The 21,317-nt window shown below is 70.3% G+C and carries 25 protein-coding genes; 10 read left to right on the top strand and 15 right to left on the bottom strand.

What is annotated here, in order from left to right; translation table 11 throughout:
• The first annotated feature begins 438 nt into the window (after nt 1–438).
• The 5 genes from MTDSW087_RS00275 to MTDSW087_RS00255 all read left to right on the top strand — a co-directional run bounded on the left by MTDSW087_RS00275 (nt 439) and on the right by MTDSW087_RS00255 (nt 4,984).
• Nucleotides 439–1,071 (top strand): acyloxyacyl hydrolase, encoded by a 633-nt coding sequence (locus MTDSW087_RS00275; RefSeq protein WP_144758539.1) that lies wholly within the window; start codon nt 439–441, stop codon nt 1,069–1,071.
• Nucleotides 1,072–1,321: 250 nt separating this feature from the next.
• Nucleotides 1,322–1,888, top strand: coding sequence for a cob(I)yrinic acid a,c-diamide adenosyltransferase (locus MTDSW087_RS00270; RefSeq protein WP_144758536.1), 567 nt, complete (start codon nt 1,322–1,324; stop codon nt 1,886–1,888).
• 248 nt (nt 1,889–2,136) lie between these two features.
• Nucleotides 2,137–2,886, top strand: coding sequence for an electron transfer flavoprotein subunit beta/FixA family protein (locus MTDSW087_RS00265; RefSeq protein WP_144758533.1), 750 nt, complete (start codon nt 2,137–2,139; stop codon nt 2,884–2,886).
• 94 nt (nt 2,887–2,980) lie between these two features.
• Nucleotides 2,981–3,931 (top strand): electron transfer flavoprotein subunit alpha/FixB family protein, encoded by a 951-nt coding sequence (locus tag MTDSW087_RS00260; protein ID WP_144758530.1) that lies wholly within the window; start codon nt 2,981–2,983, stop codon nt 3,929–3,931.
• A gap of 171 nt (nt 3,932–4,102) precedes the next feature.
• Nucleotides 4,103–4,984: a 3-hydroxybutyryl-CoA dehydrogenase gene (locus MTDSW087_RS00255; protein ID WP_144758527.1), complete on the top strand. Its 882-nt coding sequence runs from the start codon at nt 4,103–4,105 to the stop codon at nt 4,982–4,984.
• Nucleotides 4,985–5,058: 74 nt separating this feature from the next.
• On the opposite strand, the gene MTDSW087_RS00250 is transcribed toward MTDSW087_RS00255, so the two are convergent.
• The 5 genes from MTDSW087_RS00250 to MTDSW087_RS00230 all read right to left on the bottom strand — a co-directional run bounded on the left by MTDSW087_RS00250 (nt 5,059) and on the right by MTDSW087_RS00230 (nt 8,459).
• A complete protein-coding gene (locus MTDSW087_RS00250; RefSeq protein ID WP_144758524.1) occupies nt 5,059–5,364 on the bottom strand; it encodes a hypothetical protein in 306 nt (101 codons plus the stop codon).
• Between the two features lie 102 nt (nt 5,365–5,466).
• Entirely contained in the window at nt 5,467–6,477 is a 1,011-nt protein-coding gene (locus MTDSW087_RS00245) for an NAD(P)H-quinone oxidoreductase (RefSeq protein ID WP_144758521.1), read from the bottom strand.
• A 48-nt stretch (nt 6,478–6,525) separates the two neighbouring features.
• Nucleotides 6,526–7,158 carry a uracil phosphoribosyltransferase gene (gene upp / locus MTDSW087_RS00240; RefSeq protein ID WP_144759463.1) on the bottom strand — a complete coding sequence of 211 codons (633 nt, stop codon included), beginning with the start codon at nt 7,156–7,158 and terminating at the stop codon, nt 6,526–6,528.
• 151 nt (nt 7,159–7,309) lie between these two features.
• Nucleotides 7,310–7,759 (bottom strand): DUF2852 domain-containing protein, encoded by a 450-nt coding sequence (locus tag MTDSW087_RS00235; RefSeq protein ID WP_144758518.1) that lies wholly within the window; start codon nt 7,757–7,759, stop codon nt 7,310–7,312.
• A 70-nt stretch (nt 7,760–7,829) separates the two neighbouring features.
• Nucleotides 7,830–8,459: a TetR/AcrR family transcriptional regulator gene (locus MTDSW087_RS00230; RefSeq protein ID WP_144758515.1), complete on the bottom strand. Its 630-nt coding sequence runs from the start codon at nt 8,457–8,459 to the stop codon at nt 7,830–7,832.
• A gap of 196 nt (nt 8,460–8,655) precedes the next feature.
• Between MTDSW087_RS00230 and MTDSW087_RS00225 the strand changes: the two genes are divergently transcribed.
• Nucleotides 8,656–8,970, top strand: a complete 315-nt coding sequence (locus MTDSW087_RS00225) for a hypothetical protein (RefSeq protein WP_144758512.1) — start codon at nt 8,656–8,658, stop codon at nt 8,968–8,970.
• Between the two features lie 83 nt (nt 8,971–9,053).
• Nucleotides 9,054–9,443 (top strand): thioredoxin family protein, encoded by a 390-nt coding sequence (locus MTDSW087_RS00220; protein WP_144758509.1) that lies wholly within the window; start codon nt 9,054–9,056, stop codon nt 9,441–9,443.
• Nucleotides 9,444–9,452: 9 nt separating this feature from the next.
• Here MTDSW087_RS00220 and MTDSW087_RS00215 read toward each other — a convergent pair whose 3' ends face one another.
• The 3 genes from MTDSW087_RS00215 to MTDSW087_RS00205 are packed head-to-tail and all read right to left on the bottom strand — an operon-like array spanning nt 9,453 to nt 12,488.
• On the bottom strand, nt 9,453–9,641 hold the full coding sequence (locus MTDSW087_RS00215) for a DUF1192 domain-containing protein (RefSeq protein WP_144758506.1): 189 nt from the start codon (nt 9,639–9,641) through the stop codon (nt 9,453–9,455).
• Between the two features lie 8 nt (nt 9,642–9,649).
• Nucleotides 9,650–10,864, bottom strand: a complete 1,215-nt coding sequence (locus tag MTDSW087_RS00210; protein WP_144758503.1) for a phosphopentomutase — start codon at nt 10,862–10,864, stop codon at nt 9,650–9,652.
• Nucleotides 10,865–10,868: 4 nt separating this feature from the next.
• Nucleotides 10,869–12,488, bottom strand: a complete 1,620-nt coding sequence (locus MTDSW087_RS00205) for an ABC transporter ATP-binding protein (protein WP_144758500.1) — start codon at nt 12,486–12,488, stop codon at nt 10,869–10,871.
• 215 nt (nt 12,489–12,703) lie between these two features.
• Here MTDSW087_RS00205 and MTDSW087_RS00200 point away from each other — a divergent pair, with 215 nt between their 5' ends.
• The 3 genes from MTDSW087_RS00200 to MTDSW087_RS00190 all read left to right on the top strand — a co-directional run bounded on the left by MTDSW087_RS00200 (nt 12,704) and on the right by MTDSW087_RS00190 (nt 14,932).
• On the top strand, nt 12,704–12,904 hold the full coding sequence (locus MTDSW087_RS00200; RefSeq protein WP_144758497.1) for a hypothetical protein: 201 nt from the start codon (nt 12,704–12,706) through the stop codon (nt 12,902–12,904).
• A complete protein-coding gene (locus MTDSW087_RS00195; RefSeq protein WP_144758494.1) occupies nt 12,885–13,868 on the top strand; it encodes a lytic transglycosylase domain-containing protein in 984 nt (327 codons plus the stop codon). The genes MTDSW087_RS00200 and MTDSW087_RS00195 overlap by 20 nt, the downstream gene beginning before the upstream one ends.
• Nucleotides 13,869–14,026: 158 nt before the next feature.
• Complete coding sequence (locus MTDSW087_RS00190) at nt 14,027–14,932, top strand: alpha/beta hydrolase (protein WP_144758491.1); 906 nt, start codon at nt 14,027–14,029, stop codon at nt 14,930–14,932.
• A 179-nt stretch (nt 14,933–15,111) separates the two neighbouring features.
• Here the strand turns inward: MTDSW087_RS00190 and MTDSW087_RS00185 are convergent, their stop codons facing one another.
• The 7 genes from MTDSW087_RS00185 to MTDSW087_RS00155 all read right to left on the bottom strand — a co-directional run bounded on the left by MTDSW087_RS00185 (nt 15,112) and on the right by MTDSW087_RS00155 (nt 21,271).
• Complete coding sequence (locus MTDSW087_RS00185; protein ID WP_144758488.1) at nt 15,112–15,522, bottom strand: acyl-CoA thioesterase; 411 nt, start codon at nt 15,520–15,522, stop codon at nt 15,112–15,114.
• Nucleotides 15,523–15,544: 22 nt separating this feature from the next.
• Nucleotides 15,545–17,332 (bottom strand): pyrroloquinoline quinone-dependent dehydrogenase, encoded by a 1,788-nt coding sequence (locus MTDSW087_RS00180; RefSeq protein WP_144758485.1) that lies wholly within the window; start codon nt 17,330–17,332, stop codon nt 15,545–15,547.
• Nucleotides 17,333–17,575: 243 nt separating this feature from the next.
• Nucleotides 17,576–18,106 carry an ankyrin repeat domain-containing protein gene (locus tag MTDSW087_RS00175; RefSeq protein ID WP_144758482.1) on the bottom strand — a complete coding sequence of 177 codons (531 nt, stop codon included), beginning with the start codon at nt 18,104–18,106 and terminating at the stop codon, nt 17,576–17,578.
• A gap of 111 nt (nt 18,107–18,217) precedes the next feature.
• Nucleotides 18,218–18,943, bottom strand: coding sequence for a di-trans,poly-cis-decaprenylcistransferase (locus tag MTDSW087_RS00170; protein WP_144758479.1), 726 nt, complete (start codon nt 18,941–18,943; stop codon nt 18,218–18,220).
• A gap of 65 nt (nt 18,944–19,008) precedes the next feature.
• On the bottom strand, nt 19,009–19,377 hold the full coding sequence (locus MTDSW087_RS00165; RefSeq protein ID WP_144758476.1) for a transcriptional regulator: 369 nt from the start codon (nt 19,375–19,377) through the stop codon (nt 19,009–19,011).
• On the bottom strand, nt 19,364–19,978 hold the full coding sequence (locus MTDSW087_RS00160) for a hypothetical protein (protein WP_144758473.1): 615 nt from the start codon (nt 19,976–19,978) through the stop codon (nt 19,364–19,366). Before MTDSW087_RS00160 ends, MTDSW087_RS00165 begins: the two co-directional genes overlap by 14 nt.
• Nucleotides 19,979–20,119: 141 nt before the next feature.
• A complete protein-coding gene (locus MTDSW087_RS00155; RefSeq protein WP_144758470.1) occupies nt 20,120–21,271 on the bottom strand; it encodes an acyl-CoA dehydrogenase family protein in 1,152 nt (383 codons plus the stop codon).
• Nucleotides 21,272–21,317 lie beyond the last annotated feature (46 nt).

Here is a 21,317-nt window from a genome sequence, read left to right as displayed (position 1 = left end):
GCTTCCATCGATTGGAAATTGGTATGATACCATTTCCGGGTGATTGCTTCGGCCGGCACACGCGCCCCCCTCGCCCCGCTTGCAGGGAGAGGCCCACAGGGACCTTGTCGTCCCTGTGGGAAGCGGAGGCGAAGCTGGAGCGGTGGTGAGGGGGCGATTCCGGAAGAGACTGTGCCTGCGGCGCCCCCTCACCCTCGGCTGCCGCCTCGCTCAGCCGACGACGATGTCGGCTGAGCCCTCTCCCCGCAAGCGGGGAGAGGGGATCCGCGATGGCCGATCTGCTCAACCGGAGACCGTATGAGGCCGCGCGGAGCCGGTGTGACCGGAGCGCCGCACTCCGGCGCATTCCATCGCCCGGCGGATGAATTGGCCCCCTGACCTGGCGTGAGCGCAACCGCGGCGTGCTAAGCATGGCCGGCTCAACCGGACGCGTAAAGCATGCCCAAGATCCGTAGCCTCCTCACCGGCGCCGCAGCGCTCGCCACGGTCACGCCCGTCCTGGCCGCGGATCTCGGCGCGCCGCCGCCGTCCCCTCCGGTCTATGCCGCGCCCGTGCAGCCGCTCAGCATCGTCTCCGAGCTGCGCGTCGGCGGCGCGATCCAGGATCCGGGCAGCGCCGAGGGCAAGGCTCGGGGCTTCGCCAAGGAGAACTTCAACGGCGAGATCCTGTTCGCCAAGCCGATCGTGAGCGCCGATCCGTTCTGGCAGGCCTTCGTCCCGCGTCCGACCGTGGGCGGCAGCTACAACACCGGCGGCCGCACCAGCTACGTCTATATCGGCGCGACCTGGACGGTGGATCTCTTCCCCGAGACCTTCAACCGGCGCGTCTTCCTCGAAGGCTTCTTCGGCGGCGCGGCCCATAACGGCTATACCGGCCCGAAGATCGGCGCGCCCTACGGCTTCAACACGCTCGGCTGCAGCCCGCTCTTCCGCGAGGCGGCCGCCCTCGGCTTCCGCATCAGCGAGCATTGGAGCATCATGGCCACCGTCGAGCACATGTCGAATGCCGGCCTGTGCGCGAACAACCGCGGCCTGACGAATTACGGCGGCAAGATCGGCTACACGTTCTAGAGCCGGATCCGATCAGGTCGCTTCGACCTGATCGGCGAATCCGTCTCTAACTCATTGATAGAGCACGCGCTCCGCCTCCTCGGCGCAGGAGAGCGCGCCGAGACAATGGCTTGTACCAAAGTGCGTTGATCGCGACCAAGGGTCGGGATCAACGCGCCCGGCGGACGGCCGCCGCCGCGCGGGCAGGCTGCGATGAGTCGCGTTCATCACAGTCTGGTATGAGAGCCTTCTGCGCCGCTCGAGGAACGCCTTGGTCAAGCTCAACCGGATCTACACCCGCACCGGCGACAAGGGCACGACCGCGCTCGCCGACGGCCAGCGCCGCTCGAAGGCGGACCTGCGCGTCGAGGCCTACGGCACCGTGGACGAGGCCAACGCGGCGATCGGCCTCGCCCGGCTGCACACCACGGGCGAGCTCGATGCGATGCTCGGCCGGATCCAGAACGACCTGTTCGATCTCGGCGCCGACCTCGCCACGCCGCCGAGCGCGGAGCCGCTGCCCTACGAGCCCCTGCGCGTCGTCGCGAGCCAGGTCACCCGGCTCGAGACCGATATCGACGCGCTCAACGCGGCGATCCCGCCGATCAAGTCCTTCGTGCTGCCCGGCGGAACGCCGGCCGCCGCCTATCTCCACCTCGCCCGCACGGTGAGCCGCCGGGCCGAGCGCCTCGCCGTCGAGCTCGCCGCCAGCGAGACGGTCTCGGCGGAGGCGCTGCAATATCTCAACCGGCTGTCGGATTTCCTGTTCGTGGCGAGCCGCGCCGCCAATGCCAACGGGGCCGATGACGTGCTCTGGGTGCCCGGGCAGAATCGCTGAGGCGACGCGTCCGCGTGAGCGCCGGCTCCGGCCGCGCGGGGCCATACCGCGTCCCCGAAATTCGACCTCAAGAATACCTTGGCCGCGCCAGAAACGCTTTTCGAAAGGCGGCGGGATCCGGCGCGTTGACAAGGCGGAAATGTGGCCGTTACGGTCCGCGCCCTGTGAGAGCGGGCGCGCGTCCGTGCGGATGACGCACGCCTGACGCTGCCCCTTCGAGAAGAGTCCGTGCGGAGGAAAGAGGCCCCATGAAGGTCCTGGTGCCCGTGAAGCGGGTTGTCGACTACAACGTCAAGATCCGCGTCAAGGCCGACGGTTCGGGCGTCGAGCTCGCCAACGTCAAGATGTCGATGAATCCCTTCGACGAGATCGCCGTCGAGGAGGCGATCCGTCTCAAGGAGAAGGGCAAGGTCACGGAGATCGTGGCCGTCTCGATCGGCCCTCAGCAGGCGCAGGAGACGCTCCGCACCGCGCTCGCCATGGGCGCCGACCGCGCGATCCTGGTGAAGACCGACGTGAATTGCGAGCCGCTGGCGGTGGCCAAGCTCCTCAAGGCGGTGGTCGAGAAGGAGAGCCCGCAGCTCGTCATCCTCGGCAAGCAGGCCATCGACGACGATTCCAACCAGACCGGCCAGATGCTCGGCGCGCTGCTCGGCTGGCCGCAGGGCACCTTCGCCTTCAGGATCGAGGCGGGCGAGGGCAGCCTGGACGTCACCCGCGAGGTCGATGGCGGCCTGCAGACCGTGAGCCTGCAGCTCCCGGCCATCGTCACCACGGACCTGCGCCTCAACGAGCCGCGCTACGCCTCGCTCCCCAACATCATGAAGGCCAAGAAGAAGCCGCTGGAGGAGGTGGCCCCCGACGCCCTCGGCGTCGACGTCACCCCGAAGCTGAAGGTCCTGAAGACCGCCGAGCCGCCGGGCCGCTCCGCCGGCATCAAGGTCGGCTCGGCCGCCGAGCTGGTCCAGAAGCTCAAGGTCGAGGCCGGCGTGCTCTGAGGTTCCTTCGAGGCGGCCCACGGGGCCGCCTCAGGGCCAACCCGCTCCGGTCACAGGGCTGCCTTACGGCGCCGCGCATCGTCAGGATCATCGCATGACAACTCTGCTTTACATCGAGCACGCCAACGGGCAGGTCAAAGACGGCTCGCTCAAGGCCCTCACCGCCGCCAAGGAGCTCGGCGCCCCGGTCCACGCCCTGGTGCTCGGCTCCAACTCCAAGGCCGCCGCCGAGGCCGCTGCCAAGCTCGACGGCGTCGAGACGGTGCTGAACGCCGAGGACGCGGTCTACGATCACGACCTCGCCGAGCCGGTGGGCGCCCTGATCGCGGCGATCGCGGAGCCGTATTCGGCGATCGTGGCGGCAGCCACCACCACGGGCAAGAACGTGCTGCCGCGCGCAGCCGCGCTCCTCGACGTGGCCCAGGTCTCGGACATCATCAAGGTGGTCTCGCCCGATACCTTCGAGCGGCCGATCTATGCCGGCAACGCCATCCAGACCGTGCAGGCGCCGGGCCCGAAGACGGTGATCACCGTGCGCACCGCCGCCTTCAAGGCGACGGGCGAGGGCGGTGCGGCGGCCTCCGTCGAGGCGGTGTCGGCGGCGGCTCCCGCGGCCGGCGGCTCGACCTTCAAAGGCGAGGAGATCGCCAAGTCCGACCGTCCGGAGCTGGCATCGGCCAAGTTCATCGTCTCCGGCGGCCGCTCGCTCGGCTCGGCGGAGAAGTTCAAGGAGCTGATCGAGCCGCTGGCCGACGCGCTCGGTGCCGCGGTCGGCGCCTCGCGCGCGGCGGTGGATGCGGGCTACGCGCCGAACGACTGGCAGGTCGGCCAGACCGGCAAGGTGGTGGCGCCCGATCTCTACGTGGCGGTCGGCATCTCAGGCGCCATTCAGCATCTGGCCGGCATGAAGGACTCCAAGGTGATCGTCGCGATCAACAAGGACGAGGACGCGCCGATCTTCCAGGTGGCAGATTACGGCTTGGTCGGAGACCTGTTCCAGGTCGTGCCGGAGCTTCAGAGCGAGATCGCCAAAGCCAAGGGCTGAGCGACACGCGGGCAGGAACACGCTGCCAACGGGCGCGGAGGGGGTTCTTCGGTTCGCAAACGCGAGCTAGAAGGTTTCGAAAGCGCCATGAGCGGCCGACGGTTCTCCGCCGGCCGCTCTGGACAGGTCGGCCGCCGGCCCGGCGGCCGACGATGGGGCTCGGATCGAGACATGGCTATCGACATCACTCGTGTCGGCATCATCGGCGCCGGACAGATGGGCAGCGGGATCGCGCAAGTCTGCGCGGCCGCCGGCCTGGACGTCCATCTGAACGATCGCGAGGCGGCGCGCATCGAGGCGGGCTTGGACGTCATCGACGCGAGCCTCGCCAAGCTCGTGTCCAAGGGTTCGATGGACGAGGCGGCGAGCCGCGAGGCTCGCAATCGCATCGTTCCGGCCCGGACCTTCGCCGATCTCGGCGGTTGCGACCTGATCATCGAGGCGGCCACCGAGAACGAGGCGACGAAGCGCGAGATCTTCACGGCCCTGTGCAGCTCGCTGCGTCCGGAGACGCTCGTCGCCACCAACACCTCGTCGATCTCGATCACGCGTCTCGCCGCCGCCACCGATCGGCCGGAGCGCTTCATCGGCATCCATTTCATGAACCCGGTGCCGGTGATGCAGCTCGTCGAGCTGATCCGCGGCATCGCCACCGAGGATGCGACCTACGAATCCTCCAAGGCCTTCATCGCCAAGCTCGGCAAGACCTCGACGATGTCGGAGGATTTCCCGGCCTTCATCGTCAACCGCATCCTGCTGCCGATGATCAACGAGGCGATCTACACGCTCTACGAGGGCGTGGGCTCGGTCGAGTCGATCGACACCGCCATGCGGCTCGGCGCGAACCACCCGATGGGCCCGCTCCAGCTCGCCGACTTCATCGGCCTCGACACCTGCCTGTCGGTGATGCAGGTGCTCTACGATGGGCTGGCGGATTCGAAGTATCGTCCGTGCCCGTTGCTGGTGAAATACGTCGAGGCCGGCTGGCTCGGACGGAAGACCAAGCGCGGCTTCTACGACTATCGCGGTCCGACACCGGTCCCCACGCGCTGAAACTCATGCCTTGACTACACGAAAACGGCCGGATGCGGTGAGCCTCCGGCCGTTTTCGTTACCGCATCGCGCGATTACTTCGGCGCGTTCGGATTGGCGCTCGGCTGCGACTTCTCCGGATAGGCCGGATTGCCGGCCGGCGTCCCGCCGGAATTGGCAGAGGATGGCGCGTTCGACTGGCCGGTGACCGAGCCGGTCACCTCCTGCCGGGAAGCATCCTGGCTCTGGCTGGCATAGTCCTTCGGCGAATTGGCGCCGTTCCAGGTGAGCAGGCCGATGGTCGCCATCACCAGCAGGGCAAGGCTCGCGAGCAGGACCCACAGGACCGGCTTGCCGCGCTCGCCCTGGCGCGCTTCCTCGTTGTTCAACTTCTCGACCATGAAGAACCCTCGTCTGTAGCGACAGCGGCTCGCCGGCGCATGCGGATCGTCATGGCCGGCCAACGCATCGCCGCTCGGCCGGGTTCCTGTCGAGGTCGCCCCCTATCGCCCCGTCAGCAGCAGGATCTTGCCGAGATGGGCGCTCGATTCCATCAGCTCGTGGGCCTCGCGCGCCTCCTCGAAGGGGAAGGTGGCGTGGATTACCGGCTTGATCGTGCCGGCATCGAGCTTCGGCCACACGTCGCGGGCCAGGCCTTCCGCGATCGCGGTCTTGTCGGCCTTGGCGCGCGGCCGCAGCGTGGAGCCGGTGAAGGTCAGGCGCTTCAGCATCACCGGCGTGATGTTGAGCCCGTCGACCTTGTAGCCGCCCATGAGGGCAATCATCACGAGACGCCCCTCGACGGCGAGCGAGCTGAGATTCTTCTGCAAGTAGCTCGCGCCGATCATATCGAGGATCACGTCCACGCCCTTGCCTGCAGTGAGGCGCTGGATCTCCTCCGCGAAATCGGCCTCGCGGTAGTTGATCGCGGCATCCGCGCCGAGATCCTCGCAGAAGCTGCACTTCTCCGCCGATCCCGCGGTCGCGAAGACCTGGGCCCCTTGCGCCTTTGCGATCTGGATCGCGGTCGAACCGATGCCGCTCGACCCGCCATGCACCAGGAAGCTCTCCCCGGCCGAGAGCCGCCCGCGCTGGATGACATTGGAATAGACGGTGAAGAAGGTCTCGGGGATGCCGCCGGCCTCGACGAGCGAGAGCGGCTTCGGGCGCGGCAGACAGTGTCCGGCCTCGGCCAGGGCGTACTCGGCATAACCGCCGCTGATCACCAGGGCGCAGACCTCGTCGCCGAGCGCATGACCCGACACGCCCTCGCCGAGCGCGACGATGCGGCCGCTGACCTCCAGGCCCGGCACGTCGGTCGCGCCCTTCGGCGGCGGGTACTTGCCCTGGCGCTGCATCAGGTCAGGCCGGTTGATGCCGGCGGCCACCACCTCGATCATCACCTGGCCGGGGCCGGGCGTCGGCACGGGCGCCGTCTCCAGGGCGATCACATCGGGCCCGCCCGCGCTGGCGTAGCGGAGCTGGCGCATGGTCTCGGGCAACGTGGCGGGCATGGGCGTCTCCTCGTTGGTGTCGTTGCGGCCGGGCAGAGGGCCGTCGGGTCAGCGCGTGCCGTACATGCGGTCGCCCGCATCCCCGAGGCCCGGCACGATGTAGCCGTGGTCGTTGAGATGGCTGTCGATCGCCGCCGTCCAGATCGGCACGTCCGGATGCGCGGCCTGGAAGCGGGCGATGCCCTCGGGGGCCGCGAGCAGGCAGACGAAGCGCAGGTCGTGCGCCCCGCGCTCCTTCAGGCGCTGCAGGGCGGCCACCGCCGAGTTCGCCGTGGCGAGCATTGGGTCGAGCACCAGCACCGTGCGGTCGGCGAGGTCGGAGGGAGCCTTAAAATAGTACTCCACGGCCTCCAGCGTCTCGGGATCCCGGTAGAGACCGACATGGGCGACGCGGGCCGAGGGCAGCAGCGAGAGCATGCCGTCGAGGAAACCGACTCCTGCCCGCAGGATCGGGGCGAGAACGAGCTTCTTGCCCTGGATCTGGCGCCCCTCCATCTCCTCGAGAGGCGTGTCGATGGTGACGGGCTCGAGGGGCAGGTCGCGGGTGACCTCATAGGCCAGCAGCATCCCGATCTCGTTGAGCAGCCGGCGGAAGCCCTGGGTCGAGCGCGCCTTGTCACGCATCAGGGTCAACTTGTGCTGCACCAGGGGGTGGTCCACCACCGTCACCGAAGCCGCCATGCCGTCTCCCTCGTCCCGAACGGCAGATGGTGTGCCGAAGGCCGAGGCGGCGCGCAACGGCACCGGGACGCGAACGCGCATGAAAAAGGGCTCCCCACCCGAAGAGTGGGGAGCCCGGAACGCACAGCTTGCGACCGGTTTAGGCGGTCGGTCAGGCGTTGGCGGGGCCGGTACCACCTTCCGAACGGCGCTTCGCCATGAAGGCGTCGAACTGCTCGCGGTCCTTGGCCCGCTTCAGCTCATCGACGAAGGCCGCGAAGGCGCGGCTCTCCTCCTCGAGGGCGCGGCGCTGCGCCTCCAGGCGATCGATCTCGTTCCGGCGATACTCCTCGAAGGCCCAGTTGCCCGTGGAGCGGCGGTTGGCCGCCTCGAAGGCCTGGGCGAAGCGCGAGGGTGCGCGGGCCGAGCGAGCCCGCTCCGCAAGATCGCGCAGTTCGGACAAGGCCGGATAGCCGGCGACCTTCCAGGCGATCAGGGCTAGGCCGATGGGCCACCAGTAGACGAAGGCCAGGACGATGGCGCCGATCTCGATCGAACGGCGCGGGAAGGGACCGGAATGGCAGACCCTGCCGGCAGCCCAGGGGTTGGACGATGTGCTCACGGGTGCGCTCCGCATGTCATGTGAACGCCGTTAACATGCGTGGGCGGATCATGGCTTTCAAGGGCTGGCCTCACGAAATCGGACGGCTCCCCGCGCCATGCACCAGCGCGAGCACGCCCGCCCGCAGCAACTCGTACTTGTCGGGAATGCCTGGGCCCTTTGGCAGGTGGCCGGCGGCCGCGAGCGTCGCGAGCCCGTGCGACAGAGCCCAAACCTCCAGGGCGATGAAGCGGGGGGCTACACCGCCGAACCCATCGGGAAAGGTGGTCTGCAAGGCCTCCACCAGAAGGTCGAAGGGGCTCGGCCGGCCGCCCCCCGCCGCGATGTCGACATGCACGCCGCGCGTCTCGAAGATCGCGGCGTAGTAGCCCGGCTCTTCCTCGGCGAAGGCGAGATAGGCTTCGCCCATGCGGGTGAAGCGCTCCAATGCTGTGCCGCGAGACGTCAGGGCGCGGGCGAGGCGCTCGGCGAGTTCAGCGAAGCCGCGGCTGGCGAGTTCTTCGAGAAGCGCCTCTCGGCCTCGGAAATGCCGGTACAGGGCCGCCGGCGTCACACCGACGAGGCGGGCGGCATCCACGAGAGTGAAGCCACCGATGCCGCGTTCCGCGATGAATCGGCGCGCCGCTTCGATCAAGGCCTCCTTGAGGTTCCCGTGATGGTAGCTGCGCCGGTCGCCCGGTCCCTCGTGCCAGTGTCGCAAAGACCACTCCTCGAAGCCCCGAGGGCCCTACGCCAAGCTCCCGGAACCATTGCCTGATTAACAGACTCTGACCGGACTGCCAGGAATCGTCCAACGCTTCCGGGCGCTTGCACACGTGACCGCCGCGTGAAAAGCATGGCTCCGGCTTTGCAACACAGTTACATTCGGCATCTCGGAGTCGGCTGCGAGTGATCCGATGGCCTTCGTCAGTCTGAAAGCGTGGCGCGCCCGCTCGGCGGAGCGCGCGGCGCTCGCGGCCAAGCTCAAGCGGGATGTCGCGGCGGCGCTCGCCCTCGATCCGGAGGATGCGGTGACCGTCAACGAGATTGCCTGTCCAGATCCGGGCTGCCCGGATCTTGAGACCATCGTCCTCGTCATGCGGGTCGGCGAACCGACGCACGCGCTACGCATCCGCCGCACCATAGATGCGGTGACGCCTGCCGACCTCGAAGGGCTCGTTGCGGAGGAGCGGGCTCTCCGCGCTCCCAAACCTCGCGCCGACGTGACGTAACCTTCCGAGGGCCGGCGGCGTATCGTCGCGAGGCGGGCCAGGCTTGAAGAGCTGCCGCCGCCGGAAACGCCCGGAGCGCTGCCATGACCACCCGCCGCCATCTCCTCGCGCTCATCGCGCTCGCGCCGATGTTCGCAGTTCCTGTAAAGGCCGGCGAGATCGAGCCCTTCTCGGCCCTGTCGTTCGAGGCGGCGCAGCGGGCCGGCCGACCTATACTGGTGGCGGTCTCGGCGCCCTGGTGCCCGATCTGCCGTGCACAGAAGCCGATCCTCGCGAAATTGGCCGCCGAGCCGCGCTTCAAGGATCTCGTGATCTACGGCATCGACTTCGATAGCCAGAAGGACCTGCTGCGCCGCTTCGACGCGCGGATGCAGAGCACCTTGATCGCCTTTAAGGGCACGACCGAAACCGGCCGCTCGGTGGGCGAGACTCAGCCCGAATGGATCGAGGGCCTGCTCGACAAGACACTCTGAGGAACGCCCTCAGCGCTTGAAGAAGGCATCCGCCGCGCCGAGCGCCGCGACCTTGGCCTGACGCGCGGCTTCCAGGCGTTCGATCTCCTGCCGCAGCAGAGCGATGCGCTCGGCGAGATCTTCCACCGACAGGGTGTCGAGCCGCTGGCCGATCTCATGGGCCGTAGCCTTGCGCGGCCTGTCGTCGTCGTCACGCATTGCTGCCCTCACCACCAGGAAATGCCGTGCGCCAACTTCGGCAGGCCGAGATGGCGCGCCACGGTGGCGCCGATATCGGCGAAGCTCGCCCGCCGGCCGATTGATCCAGCCGGAATGTCGGGACCGAAGGCCAGGACCGGTACCTGCTCGCGGGTATGGTCCGTGCCCGTCCAAGTCGGGTCGTTGCCGTGGTCGGCCGTGATCACGCAGAGATCGCCGGACTTCAGGGCCGCCTGGATCTCGGGCACCCGGACGTCGAAGGCTTCGAGTTCCGCGGCGTAGCCCGGCACGTCGCGGCGGTGGCCGTGCTCCGTGTCGAAATCCACGAGGTTCAGGAAGACGAGGCCACCTTCGGGCAGGTCGCGAAAGGCGGTGAGCGCAGCATCGAGGCAGGCGGCGTTGCCGGGCGCCTTGACCTCCCGGCCCGTGGCGCGGTGGGCGAAGATGTCGCCGATTTTGCCGACGCTCACGACCACGCGGTCCGCCGCGAGGTCGAGCAGGGTCTCGCCGGGAGGCGCCACCGAAAAATCCTTGCGGTTTCCGGTGCGATAGAAGTCGGCCTCGGGATCGCCGAGGAAGGGCCGAGCGATGACGCGGCCGACGCGATAGGCATCGCAGAGGTCGCGAGCGACGCGGCAGAGATCGTAGAGCCGCTCCAGCCCGAATGTCTCCTCGTGCGCCGCGATCTGGAAGACGCTGTCGGCGGAGGTGTAGCAGATCGGCTTCCCGGTCCGCATGTGCTCGGGCCCGAACCGATCGATCACCGGAATACCCGAGGCGTGGCAATCACCGAGGATGCCCGGGATGCCGCTCCGCGCGACGAGGTCGCGCGTCAGCGCTTCGGGGAAGGCGGGCACCGTGTCGGGAAAGTGGCCCCACGGCTCGCGCATCGGCAGGCCGGCGATCTCCCAGTGGCCCGAGGGCGTATCCTTGCCGGCCGCCGTCTCGACGGCGTGACCGTAGGCGCCCTGCACTGCATCTACCGGTTCGAGCCCCGGCGGAATGCGGCCTGTCGCGCCGGCGGCGGCGAGCCCGATCCCGAGGCTCGTGAGGTTTGGCAGGTTGAGCGGGCCCTCGCGCAGGCCCGGGCGATCGCCGCGGCCCGCGGCACAGGCCTCGGCGATATGGCCGAGCGTGTCGGAACCGGCATCGCCATAGGCGGCGGCATCCGGTGCTCCGCCGATGCCGACGGAATCGAGGACGATGAGGAAGGCCCGCGCCATCGGATCAGGCCGGTTCGAGGTCGGCGACCGTGTCGCTGCGCAGGTCGAAGGCGGCCGAGAACAGGGTGCGCGTGTACTCCGTCTGCGGAGCCGCGAAGATCCGCTCGGCGGGGCCCGATTCGACCACCTGACCGTGCTGCATGACGAGGACGTGGTTGGCGAGCGCGCGGACCACCTTGAGGTCGTGGCTGATGAACAGGTAGGCGAGGCCGCGCTCGCGCTGAAGGTCGCGCAACAGGCCGACGATCTGCGCCTGCACCGACCGGTCGAGCGCCGAGGTCGGCTCGTCGAGCACGACGAAGCGGGGCTGTAGCACCATCGCCCGGGCGATGGCGATGCGCTGGCGCTGGCCGCCGGAGAATTCGTGCGGGTAGCGGTCCATCACCGCAGGGTCGAGGCCGACATCGTGCAAGGCCTTGGCCACGATGGCGCGACGCTCCGCGGCAGAGCGGACGTTGCCCTGCACGATCAGCCCCTCGGCCACGATGTCGGCCACCGCCATGCGCGGCGAGAGCGAGCCGTAGGGATCCTGGAAGACCACCTGCATGTCGCGCCGGAGCGGGCGCATGGCGGCGATGCCGTAGTCGTCGATGGATCGGCCGAGGAACACGATCGGCCCCTCGGACGCGATGAGGCGCAGGAGCGCCAGGCCGAGCGTGGTCTTGCCCGAGCCCGATTCCCCGACGACGCCTACCGTCTCGCCGGCGCGCACGCGGAGCGACACGCCATCGACGGCTTTCACATAGTCGGTGGTCCGCCTCAAGACGCCCGAGCGGATCGGAAACCAGACCTTGAGCGGCCCGGCTTCCAGAAGCGTCGGTGCGTCGGCCTGCACAGGGTTGGCGCGGCCCTTCGGCTCGGAGGCGATGAGGCGGCGCGTATAGTCGTGCTTCGGCGCGCCGAACACATCCGCGGCCGGGCCGGCCTCCACGATCCTGCCGGCAAGCATGACGCAGACCCGCGAGGCGATGCGCTGCACGATGCCGAGATCGTGCGTGATGAACAGCATCGCCATGCCGAGCCGCTTCTGCAGGTCGGCCAGGAGAGAGAGGATCTGCGCCTGCACCGTCACGTCGAGGGCGGTGGTCGGCTCATCGGCCACCAGCAGGTCCGGCTCGCAGGCGAGCGCCATGGCGATCATCACCCGCTGGCGCTGGCCGCCGGAGAGTTCGTGCGGATAGGCGCCCATGCGCCGGTCCGCATCGCGGAGGCCGACGAGTTCGAGCAGTTCGAGGATGCGCGCCCGCGCCTTGCGCCCGGTGAGGCCGCGATGGATGGCCAGCACCTCGCCGATCTGCCGCTCGATGGTGTGGAGCGGGTTGAGCGAGGTCATCGGCTCCTGGAACACCATGGTGATGTCGGCGCCGCGCACCTCGCGCATGGCGCGCTCCGGGAGGGCGACGAGGTCGCGGCCCTTGAAGCGGATCGCGCCGCCGAGCGTCGCGGCGCCGTCCACCAGCCGCAGGATCGACAGGGCAGTGACCGACTTGCCGGAGCCCGATTCCCCAACGAGCGCCACGGTCTCACCGGGCTCGATGGTGAAGCTGACGCCGTCGACGGCGCGCGTGCCGGCGCCCGGAAACGTGACGGAGAGATTCTCGACGGAAAGCAGCGGCTCGGGCATCACACGCGGGTTCGGGCGGCGGATCGTCGGCCGGTTATAGCGCGGGCGCGGTGCCACGGCGAACGGGGCTGATCATGGCGGCACGAGACTTTCTCGGCGCCATCTGGGCGCCCTTCGGCGCTGTTCGCGGTGACGGACCTCGCCGCGGGCTCGGGTCACGGCGGCAGGGCTCGCACTCTCCGAGCTGAGCGCGCCAGCAGATTCTTCTCAAGGGCTTGCGCGTGCTCGATCGGACCCGCGTGCTGGCCGGATCGGTGCCCGACATCACCCCCGAAATGGCCTGCATCTGCCTTGAGCGCCGCCTTAAGGCGGACCGCGTTCGCTTCGAGGCACGCCTCGTCGGTGTCGACATCCTGCCGCACGGCTACCACCCCAGCGCGCCCGCAATGTGCCCCGATGCGGCCGACGCGGATTGATCGCGCCGCCCGGCACGCTAGAACCCCGGCCGTGACCGCCTCCCTGTTCCGGATCCTTGCCGCGCTCGGCGCGCTCCTCGCCGCCGGCATCGCGCAGGCCGCGCCCTCCGAGGGGGCGACCGAGACCGTGGAGCAGGCGCTCTGCCGGCTCATCGAGGGCTCGGCCAAGACGCGGGGGCTACCCGTGCCCTTCCTGACCCGGCTGATCTGGCGCGAGAGCAGCTTTCGCGTGGGCGTGGTCAGCCCGGCGGGCGCGCAGGGTGTGGCGCAGTTCATGCCCGGCACGGCCCGGGAGCGGGGGCTGCTCGATCCCTTCGATCCCGAGCAGGCGATCCCGCACGCGGCGCATCTCCTCGCCGACCTCAAGCGTCAGTTCGGCAATCTCGGGCTCGCGGCGGCGGCCTACAATGGCGGCGCGCAGCGGGTGACGAACTGGCTCGCCGGCAGCGGCGGCCTCCCGGCCGAGACCCGCGCCTACGTGCTCTGGATCACGGGCAACCCGGCCGAGGATTGGCGCGGCGGGCCGCGGGGCGCGATCGAGTTTCCCGAGGGCGGCGAGCCCAAGAAGGACGCGGACGCGAAGAAGGACGCCAGGGAGGCGAAGGCCGAGATCCCGGCCGAGACGCACCAGACCTGCCTGCAGACCACCGCGGCCCTGCGCATCCCGTCGCGCGGCGACCGCTTCGCCATCGGGCCGAACGAGGGGCCGGCGGCGCCCTGGGGCATCCAGCTCGCCGGCAACTTCTCGAAGTCGCTGGCCCTGGCGAGCTTCCAGCGGGCGCGCACCGCCTATGCCAAGGTGATCGGCGAGGTCCGCCCGATGATCATCGGGACGCGCCTGCGCAACCGCGGCACGCGGGCCTTCTACCGGGTCCGCATCCCGGCGGAGAGCCGGCAGGCGGCGGATGCGGTGTGCGGGCGGATCCGCGGCGCCGGGGGCGCCTGCATCGTGCTGAAAACGTAGGAAGCCGCCGTCCGGCCAGCTCCCCGATGCCGGACCGGCGTCGATTTCCCTGGGGAGCGCACACATTCTTTCCTCGGCCGCAGCGTTCGGCCGCTTTCGCGTCATGAATCCGCCCCGAGGACGGGCTTCCTTGGAGCAAAGGGGCAAACGGGCATCGCATGACACGCGTCCTCACCGCACTCGCCAGTCTGGTCTGCCTCGTGCTCGCGGCCTTCGGGATCGCGGCCGGCTCGCCGCTGTCGCTGTTCGACGCGATCGGGCCGCGCGATCCCGGCGGCCGGCAGGCCTTGCGCGACGAGCCCTTCGGCGAGGGGGCGCGGCGCCGCCTCGACGTTTACGTGCCGGTGGAGGCCGCCGACCGGGCCCCCGTGCTGATCTTCTTCTACGGCGGCTCCTGGCAGAGCGGGACGAAAGACGATTACGCCTTCGTCGGGCAAGCGCTCGCGGCACAGGGCTTCGTCACGGTGGTGCCGGATTACCGGCTATTCCCCGAGACGCCGTTCCCCGGCTTCCTGGAGGACGGGGCGCAGGCGGTGGCCTGGGTGCGCGACAACATCGCGGCCTATGGCGGCGACCCGCGCCGAATCGTGCTCGCGGGCCATTCGGCCGGCGCCTACAACGCGGTGATGCTCGGCCTCGATCCGCGCTACCTGCGCGCGGCGGGCGTCGATCCGCGGGTGATCCGCGCGGTGGCCGGCCTCTCCGGTCCCTACGACTTCGCGCCCTTCGACACGGAGACCTCGATCCAGGTCTTTGGGGCCGCGCCCGATCCGGCCGCGACCCAGCCCGTCAGCTTCGCCGGCCCCAACGCGCCGCCGGCCTTCCTGGCGACCGGCGAGGCCGACACGGTCGTGCGCCCGCGCAACACCCAGAGCCTCGCCGAGAAGCTGCGCGCGGCGCATGTGCCGGTGCAGGAGCGGATCTATCCGCGCCTCGACCACAGCGACCCGCTGCTCGCCCTCTCCGTCACCTTCCGCTCCAAGGCGCCGGTGCTTGCCGAGATGGCTGCCTTCCTGAAGGGACAGGCCCTCAACAGGCAGCAGGTGACCGTCGGGGTTCGGTAGGGGTCGTTTTCCTACCCCGCGACGGTTCAGGACGAGGCGCGGGTCCCCTCTCCCGAACGGGAAAGGGGGTCTGTCGCGGTTCTCGCTGCCCGCTGCGGGATCGCCTTGGCACCCCCCCTCTCCCCGCAAGCGGGGAGAGGGGATCCGCGGTGGACCGCTCCGACCCACCGGAAATGGAATCACACCTCCGGCACCACCCGCGGCCGGCGATCCGAGCCGATCGCCACGAAGGTGAAGATCCCCTCGGTCACCTTGCGCGTCGTCTCGCTCTCGCGCTCGCGGCGCCAGACCTCCACGTGGATGCGGATCGAGGTGCGCCCGACCTTCAGGATCTGCGCGTAGATGCTCACCTCGTCGCCGACGAAGACCGGGTGGTGGAAGGTCATCGCCTCCACCGAGATCGTGGCGCAGCGCCCGCGTGCCCGGCGCGCCGCGACGTTGCCCGCCGCGAGATCCATCTGCGCCATCAGCCAGCCGCCGAAGATGTCCCCGGCCGGATTGGTATCGGAGGGCATCGCGATGGTCCGGATGACCGGCGCCCCGCGGTCCTGCGGCTGAACGGCCTCGGCCGGCATCGTCTCTGCGGTCATGGAACCCCCGGATCGTTCGTGCCTAATCGGGCAGCGCGAACACCACGAGAGCATCTCCCGTGCCGAAGCCGGACGCCTTGGTGAAGGATGCGCCGCCCGCGGCGACCGCCACGTATTGCCGCCCGTCGAGGGCGTAGGTGATCGCCGGGCCGCTGATGCCCGCTCCGCACTGGAAGCGCCAGAGGATCTTGCCGGTCTCGGCATCGTGCGCGTCGAGATGGCCGTCCTCCTCGCCCGAGAAGACGAGGCCGCCCGCGGTGGCGAGCGTGCCGCCGGACAGGCGGCTCCCCGCGCGGACCGACCAGGCGATGCGGCCGGTGCGGGCGAGGTCGACGGCGGTCAGCGTGCTGAAGCTCGGCTCGCCCTTGGCCTCGCTGGTCTCGGTGTAGCGGATCTCGGGGCGGCCGGGGCCGCCGGGGACCGACTTCACCGTGTAGGTGGCGGCCCCGTGCCGGACCTGGACATAGGCGAGGCCGCGGGCGGCATCGTAGGCGGTCGGCGGCCAGGACACGGCGCCGAGGGGGCCGGGGCTCACCACCACCCCCTCCGCGCTCGGCGGCTGGTACAGGTTCTTGTGGGTGATGAGCGGCTCGGAGCGCGCGAGCAGGGCGCCGGTCGCGCGGTCGTGCACGTAGACCCAGCCCGTCTTGCTCGCCGAGGCCACGGCCTTCACTGTGCGGCCGTCTTCCGTGCGGTGGTCGAGGAGCACCGGCGGGCTCGCCACGTCGTAGCCCCACTCCTCGTGCGGCACCTGCTGGTAGTGCCAGCGGAGCTGCCCGCTGCGCACGTCGAGGGCGACGAGGCTCATCGTGTAGAGGTTGTCGCCCGGGCGCGAGAGGCCGAAATTCTGCGGCGCCGGGTTTCCGGTGCCGAGATAGATCAGGCCGAGATCGGAATCGTAGGCCGGCGTCATCCAGAGCGAGCCGCCGCCGACGCGCCAGGCCTCGCGGTTGGCCGGCGCCGCCGCCTTCTCGGCGGCGATGTTCCGGTGCAGGGGCACGCCGTCCGGCGTCGCGGTGACGAAGCCGCCCTCCCAGCCGTCCGATTTCGTGACGTACCAGCGCCAGCGCTCCGCGCCGGTCTTCGCGTCGTAGGCGGCGAGCCAGCCGCGCCGTCCGTAGCCGCCCTCGATGCCGACGACGGAGCCGCCGTCGAGCCCGCCGCGCTCGTCCTCCACATGCAGCCCGTAGCCCGCGCCGGTGACGCCGACGATGACCAGGCCGTCGGCCACCAGCGGCGGCATCTTGAAGCCGAGGCGGCTCGAACCCTGGACCGGCTTGCCGCCCAGCGTCTGCGCGAGGCCGGAGGCGGTCTCGGTCTCGCCCTCCTCGGGCCGCACCGCCTCATGGTCCCAGGCCACCGCGCCGGTCTTCGCGTCGAGGGCGATCACCCGCCCGTCCATGGTCGCCTGAAAGACGAGGCCGCCCGAGACGGCGAGGCCGCGATTCGAAGGCGGCCCGAAGATCTTCTCGGTGCGGGCCTTGTGCGTGTAGGTCCAGAGCACGCGGCCGCTGCGCGCATCGAGCGCCGCGACGTTGTTGCCGGTGGTCGAGACGTAGAGCGTGCCCTCGACCATGATCGGCTGGGCCTGGAAGTAGCCGGTCACCCCGGTCTGGAACAGCCAGGCGGGGCGCAGGCGCGCCACGTTCCCGCGGTCGATCTGGGCGAGGCCCGAGAAGTTCGCGTTGCTGGCGTCGTGCCCGAAGGCCGGCCAGTCCGCGTCGGCGGCGCGACCAGGTCCCGGCAGGCCGAGGCCGAGCAGGCAGGCCAAGGACAGCGCCCGGCCGAGCGCGGTGGATCTCGCCGACATGTCTTCCTCCCGATCGTGTTCTTCGTGGCGTCGTTCGACGGTTCAGGATGAGGCGTGTGTTCCCTCCCCCTTGCGGGGAGGGGTCAGGGGTGGGGGTGGCTCAGGATCGGGCGTATCGGTGCCTTCTGCACCACCCCCACCTCCGGCTCCTCCCCGCAAGGGGGAGGAGAGGCCCGGTGCGGATCACAGCGACCACTCCGGATCGCTTTTCATCCCTGACCGCAGCCCTTTCCCCCAGCTGCGCTATCCCCGCACGCGCGGCGCCCGCGCCAGGAGGTCGGGCGCGTTCTGGGCGCCCATCGCCTGCGCCATCTCGGCGGCGCTCTTGCCGGCAGCGTCGCGGCGGTCGGGGTCGGCACCGCTGGCGAGCAGCAGCTCCATGATCTCCGTGCGGTCGAACATCGCCGCCACCATCAGGGCGGTGCGGCCGTCGCCACCGCTGCCGTCCACCGCGGCGCCATGATCGAGCAGAATCCGGACGATGCCGGCATCGCCCTTGAAGGCGGCCCCGGCGAGCGGCGTCTGGCCGCGATCGTTGGCCAGCTCCGGATCGCCTCCGGCCTCCAGGATCACCCGCACCGCATCGGGCTGGCCGTTATAGGCGGCGAGCATCAGGAGGCTGTCGCCCTTGTCGTTGCGGATGTTGGCGGGCAGCCCCTGGCCGAACAGCTCGGCGAGCTCGTCCGCATGGCCCATCCGGGCGAACTGGAAGACGCGGCCGGCGAAGGCGAGGGTCTCGGCGTCGAGGGCGGGCGGGGAGGGATCGTCGGACATCGATGGTCTCGCGGGGCGCGCTTCGCAGGCCCGCGGGATCTGGCGCCGGGGGCCGGCGCTGTCCAGTCGTCGTGGCCGATCCGGCGGGAATCGCGGATCAGGGATCGCCGATCAGGCCGCGGCCGGCACCTTCGGGCCGTTCAGGCCCCCGAAGCGGCGGTCGCGGCGGCGGAACTCGGCCACCGCCTCGGCGAGGTCGGCGCCGCCGAACTCGGGCCACATCCGCTCGGTGAAGTGCAGCTCGGCATAGGCCGCCTCCCAGAGCAGGAAGTCCGAGAGCCGCTTCTCGCCGCCGGTGCGGATCAGCAGGTCCACGTCGACGGGCGAGCCGTGCATCTCTCCCGCCACCATCTGGCCGAAGCCGGCCCGGCCGATCGCCGGATCCTGCAGCCGGGCGGCGGCGGCGATGATCGCGTCGCGGGCCGAGTAATCCACCGCGATGCGCAGGTGCAGGCGGTCGCCCGTTGCGGTCGCCGCCTCGGCCGCCTCGATCGCCTGCGGGATGCCGTCGGGCAGGCGGTCGCGCCGGCCGATCACGCTGAGGCGGGTGCCGCTGCGGGCGAGGCGCGCGGTCTCGTTGCGGAGATAGGAGCGCAGCAGCCGCATCAGGCCGCCGACCTCGTCGGCCGGGCGCTGCCAGTTGTCGGCGGAGAAGGCGTAGAGCGTCAGCGTGCCGATGCCGAGATCGGGGCAGGCCTCGGCCGTGACGCGGATCGCCTCGACGCCGCGCCGATGGCCGGCGATGCGCGGCAGGCCGCGCTGCGTGGCCCAGCGCCCGTTCCCGTCCATGATGATCGCCGCGTGCAGACCGGATCTCGCGGCGGTCGGGCTTTGCATCGTAAAGTCTCCGATCGGTCGGCTGGCCGAAGTGGTGCGCCCCAAAGCGGTGCGCCGCACGGGCGTCAGGCAGTCTTGGTCGAGAAATCGGGCGCGCGTTCGGCAGCTTTAGCGGTGTCGCGCACCACCTGCTCGAGGACGGCGAGGTAGTCGAGGAAGCGGCCGCGCCCGGCCGTCGTCAGGCGGCAGACGGTCTGCGGCCGGTTCTGGGACTGGCCCTTCTCCAGGCTGACGAGGTCGGCCTCCTGCAGCACCGCGAGGTGGCGGCTGAGATTGCCGTCGGTGAGGTTGCACAGGCGCTTGAGGTCGGGGAAGGCGAGGCCCTTGGGGTGGGCGACCAGCGAGGTCAGCACGCTGAGCCGCGCCTTCTCGTGGATCACCCGGTCGAGCCCCTCGTAGGAGAAGCGCCCGTGCTCGCGCTCAGAGATCGCCATCGCAGCCTCCCGCGTGGTGGAGGATCAGGGCGAGCCAGCCCTGGCCGACCATGAAGGGCACGCCCATCAGCCAGGGCGACAGGCCGTGCGTGGCGCTGGCGAGCGCCAGCCCGGCGAGGCCCGCGAGCAGGTACCAGGCCGCCACCGCCTGGACGCGGCGGGGCAGGATGCGCGAAGCGGCGAACAGGCCGAGGCCCATCAGAACCTGCCACAGGCCCGGCAGCATCCAGAGCGCCTCGGGCGCGAAGCGGGCCACCACGAGGCCGAGGCAGGCGCCGGCGCCCGCGGTCGGCAGGAACACCTCGATGGCGTTCCAGATCATCGCGTCGGCGAGGCCGGAATGCAGCCGGCGCGAGCGGCGCACCGTCTCGATGCCGACGAGGGCGAAGGCGAGGAAGGCCGCGCCGATCCAGAGGGCGAAGAACAGCAGCGGCCGGGCGCTGAGGTCGCCGAGGACGAGCGCCTGCCCGCAGGCGACCACCAGGGCGACGAGGCCGGTGGCCGCCACCGTCGCAGCGCCGAGGCCGCGGAAGGTGGTGTCGCGCGCGATCTGGCTGCGGATCGCGACGATGTCGGCCAATGCCCTGTCGAGCTCGTGCATGAACCCCGCCCCCGGCGCCGCGCGCTTTGCGATGCAAAGTATCGCGGAAGTGCGGCCGAGACAAGGCTGCTCCGTCAGTTCCGGGCGCGCAACCTGAAAGTGCAGATCGAAATTACGCAACCGGAACCTGATTTCGCGGCGTCAGGCCGCGATGAGGCCGCCCGCATCGACCACCCGGCGCAAATGGTGGGGCGTATCGCCGAGCTGGTACTCGATCATGGCGAGGCGCTTGAAGTGATGGGCGCCGACATATTCCAGGGTCATGCCGATGCCGCCGTGGAGCTGCACCGCCTCCTGGCCGACGAGGCGGCAGGCCTTGTTGACCTGCACCTTGACCGAGGAGATCGCGGCGGCGCGCTCGGCCGCGTCCGGCGCCTCGACCATCATGGCGGCGTAGAGGGCCATGGAGCGGGCCTGTTCCAGGGCGATCATCATGTCCACCGCCCGGTGCTGGAGGGCCTGGAAGCTGCCGACCGGCACGCCGAACTGCTTGCGGGTCTTCAGGTATTCGACGGTGAGCGCGTGCAGCGCCTCCATCGAGCCGACCGCCTCGGCGGCGAGCGCGGCGATGCCGTGCTCGACCACGCGGGCGAGGAGCGGCAACCCGTCCTGCGCGTCGCCGAGGACCGCATCGGCCCCGACCTCGACGCCCGACAGGCTCACCTCGGCGGCGCGCCCGCCATCCTGCGTCGGGTAGGGCTGCACCGAGAGCCCGGCGGCATCGGCCGGCACGAGGAACAGGCCGATGCCGTGCGGGTCGCGCCGCTCGCCCGCGCTGCGCGCGCTGACCACGAGGAGGCCGGCGGAATCGGCGTTCAGGACGACGCATTTCTGGCCGTCGAGCACGTAGCCGTCGCCCGCCCGCCGCGCGGTCGTCGCGACATCGTTGAGGTCGTAGCGCGATTGCCGCTCGGTCTGGGCGAGGGCGAGGCGCAGCGACCCGTCGATCACGCCCGGCAGGAGGCGCGCGCGCTGGTCCGCATCGGCGCCGAGGCGCAGGGCCGTGCCGCCGAGGACGGCGCTCGCCAGATAGGGCTCGACCGCGAGGGTGCGGCCGATCGCCTCCATCACGATCATGGTCTCGACCGGCCCCCCGCCGAAGCCGCCATCCGCCTCCGCGAAGGGCAGGCCGAGCACGCCGAGCTCGGCGAGGCTGGCCCAGCCCTCCTCGGAGAAGCCGAGCGGCGCGGCGATCCGGGCCTGCCGCGTCTCGAGGGAGGGATAGGCGTCGGCCAGAGTCCGCTCCACGCTGTCGCGCAGCAGGCCCTGCTCCTCGCTGACATCGAAATCCATAGGCTCGGTCCCTCGGCTGATCCAGTTGCCCCTCCCCGCAAGGGGG

Source organism: Methylobacterium dankookense, from assembly GCF_902141855.1.
GTDB lineage: Bacteria > Pseudomonadota > Alphaproteobacteria > Rhizobiales > Beijerinckiaceae > Methylobacterium > Methylobacterium dankookense.
Note: the sequence above shows the minus strand (reverse complement) of the source record. Positions and strands in the feature narration are given on the sequence as shown.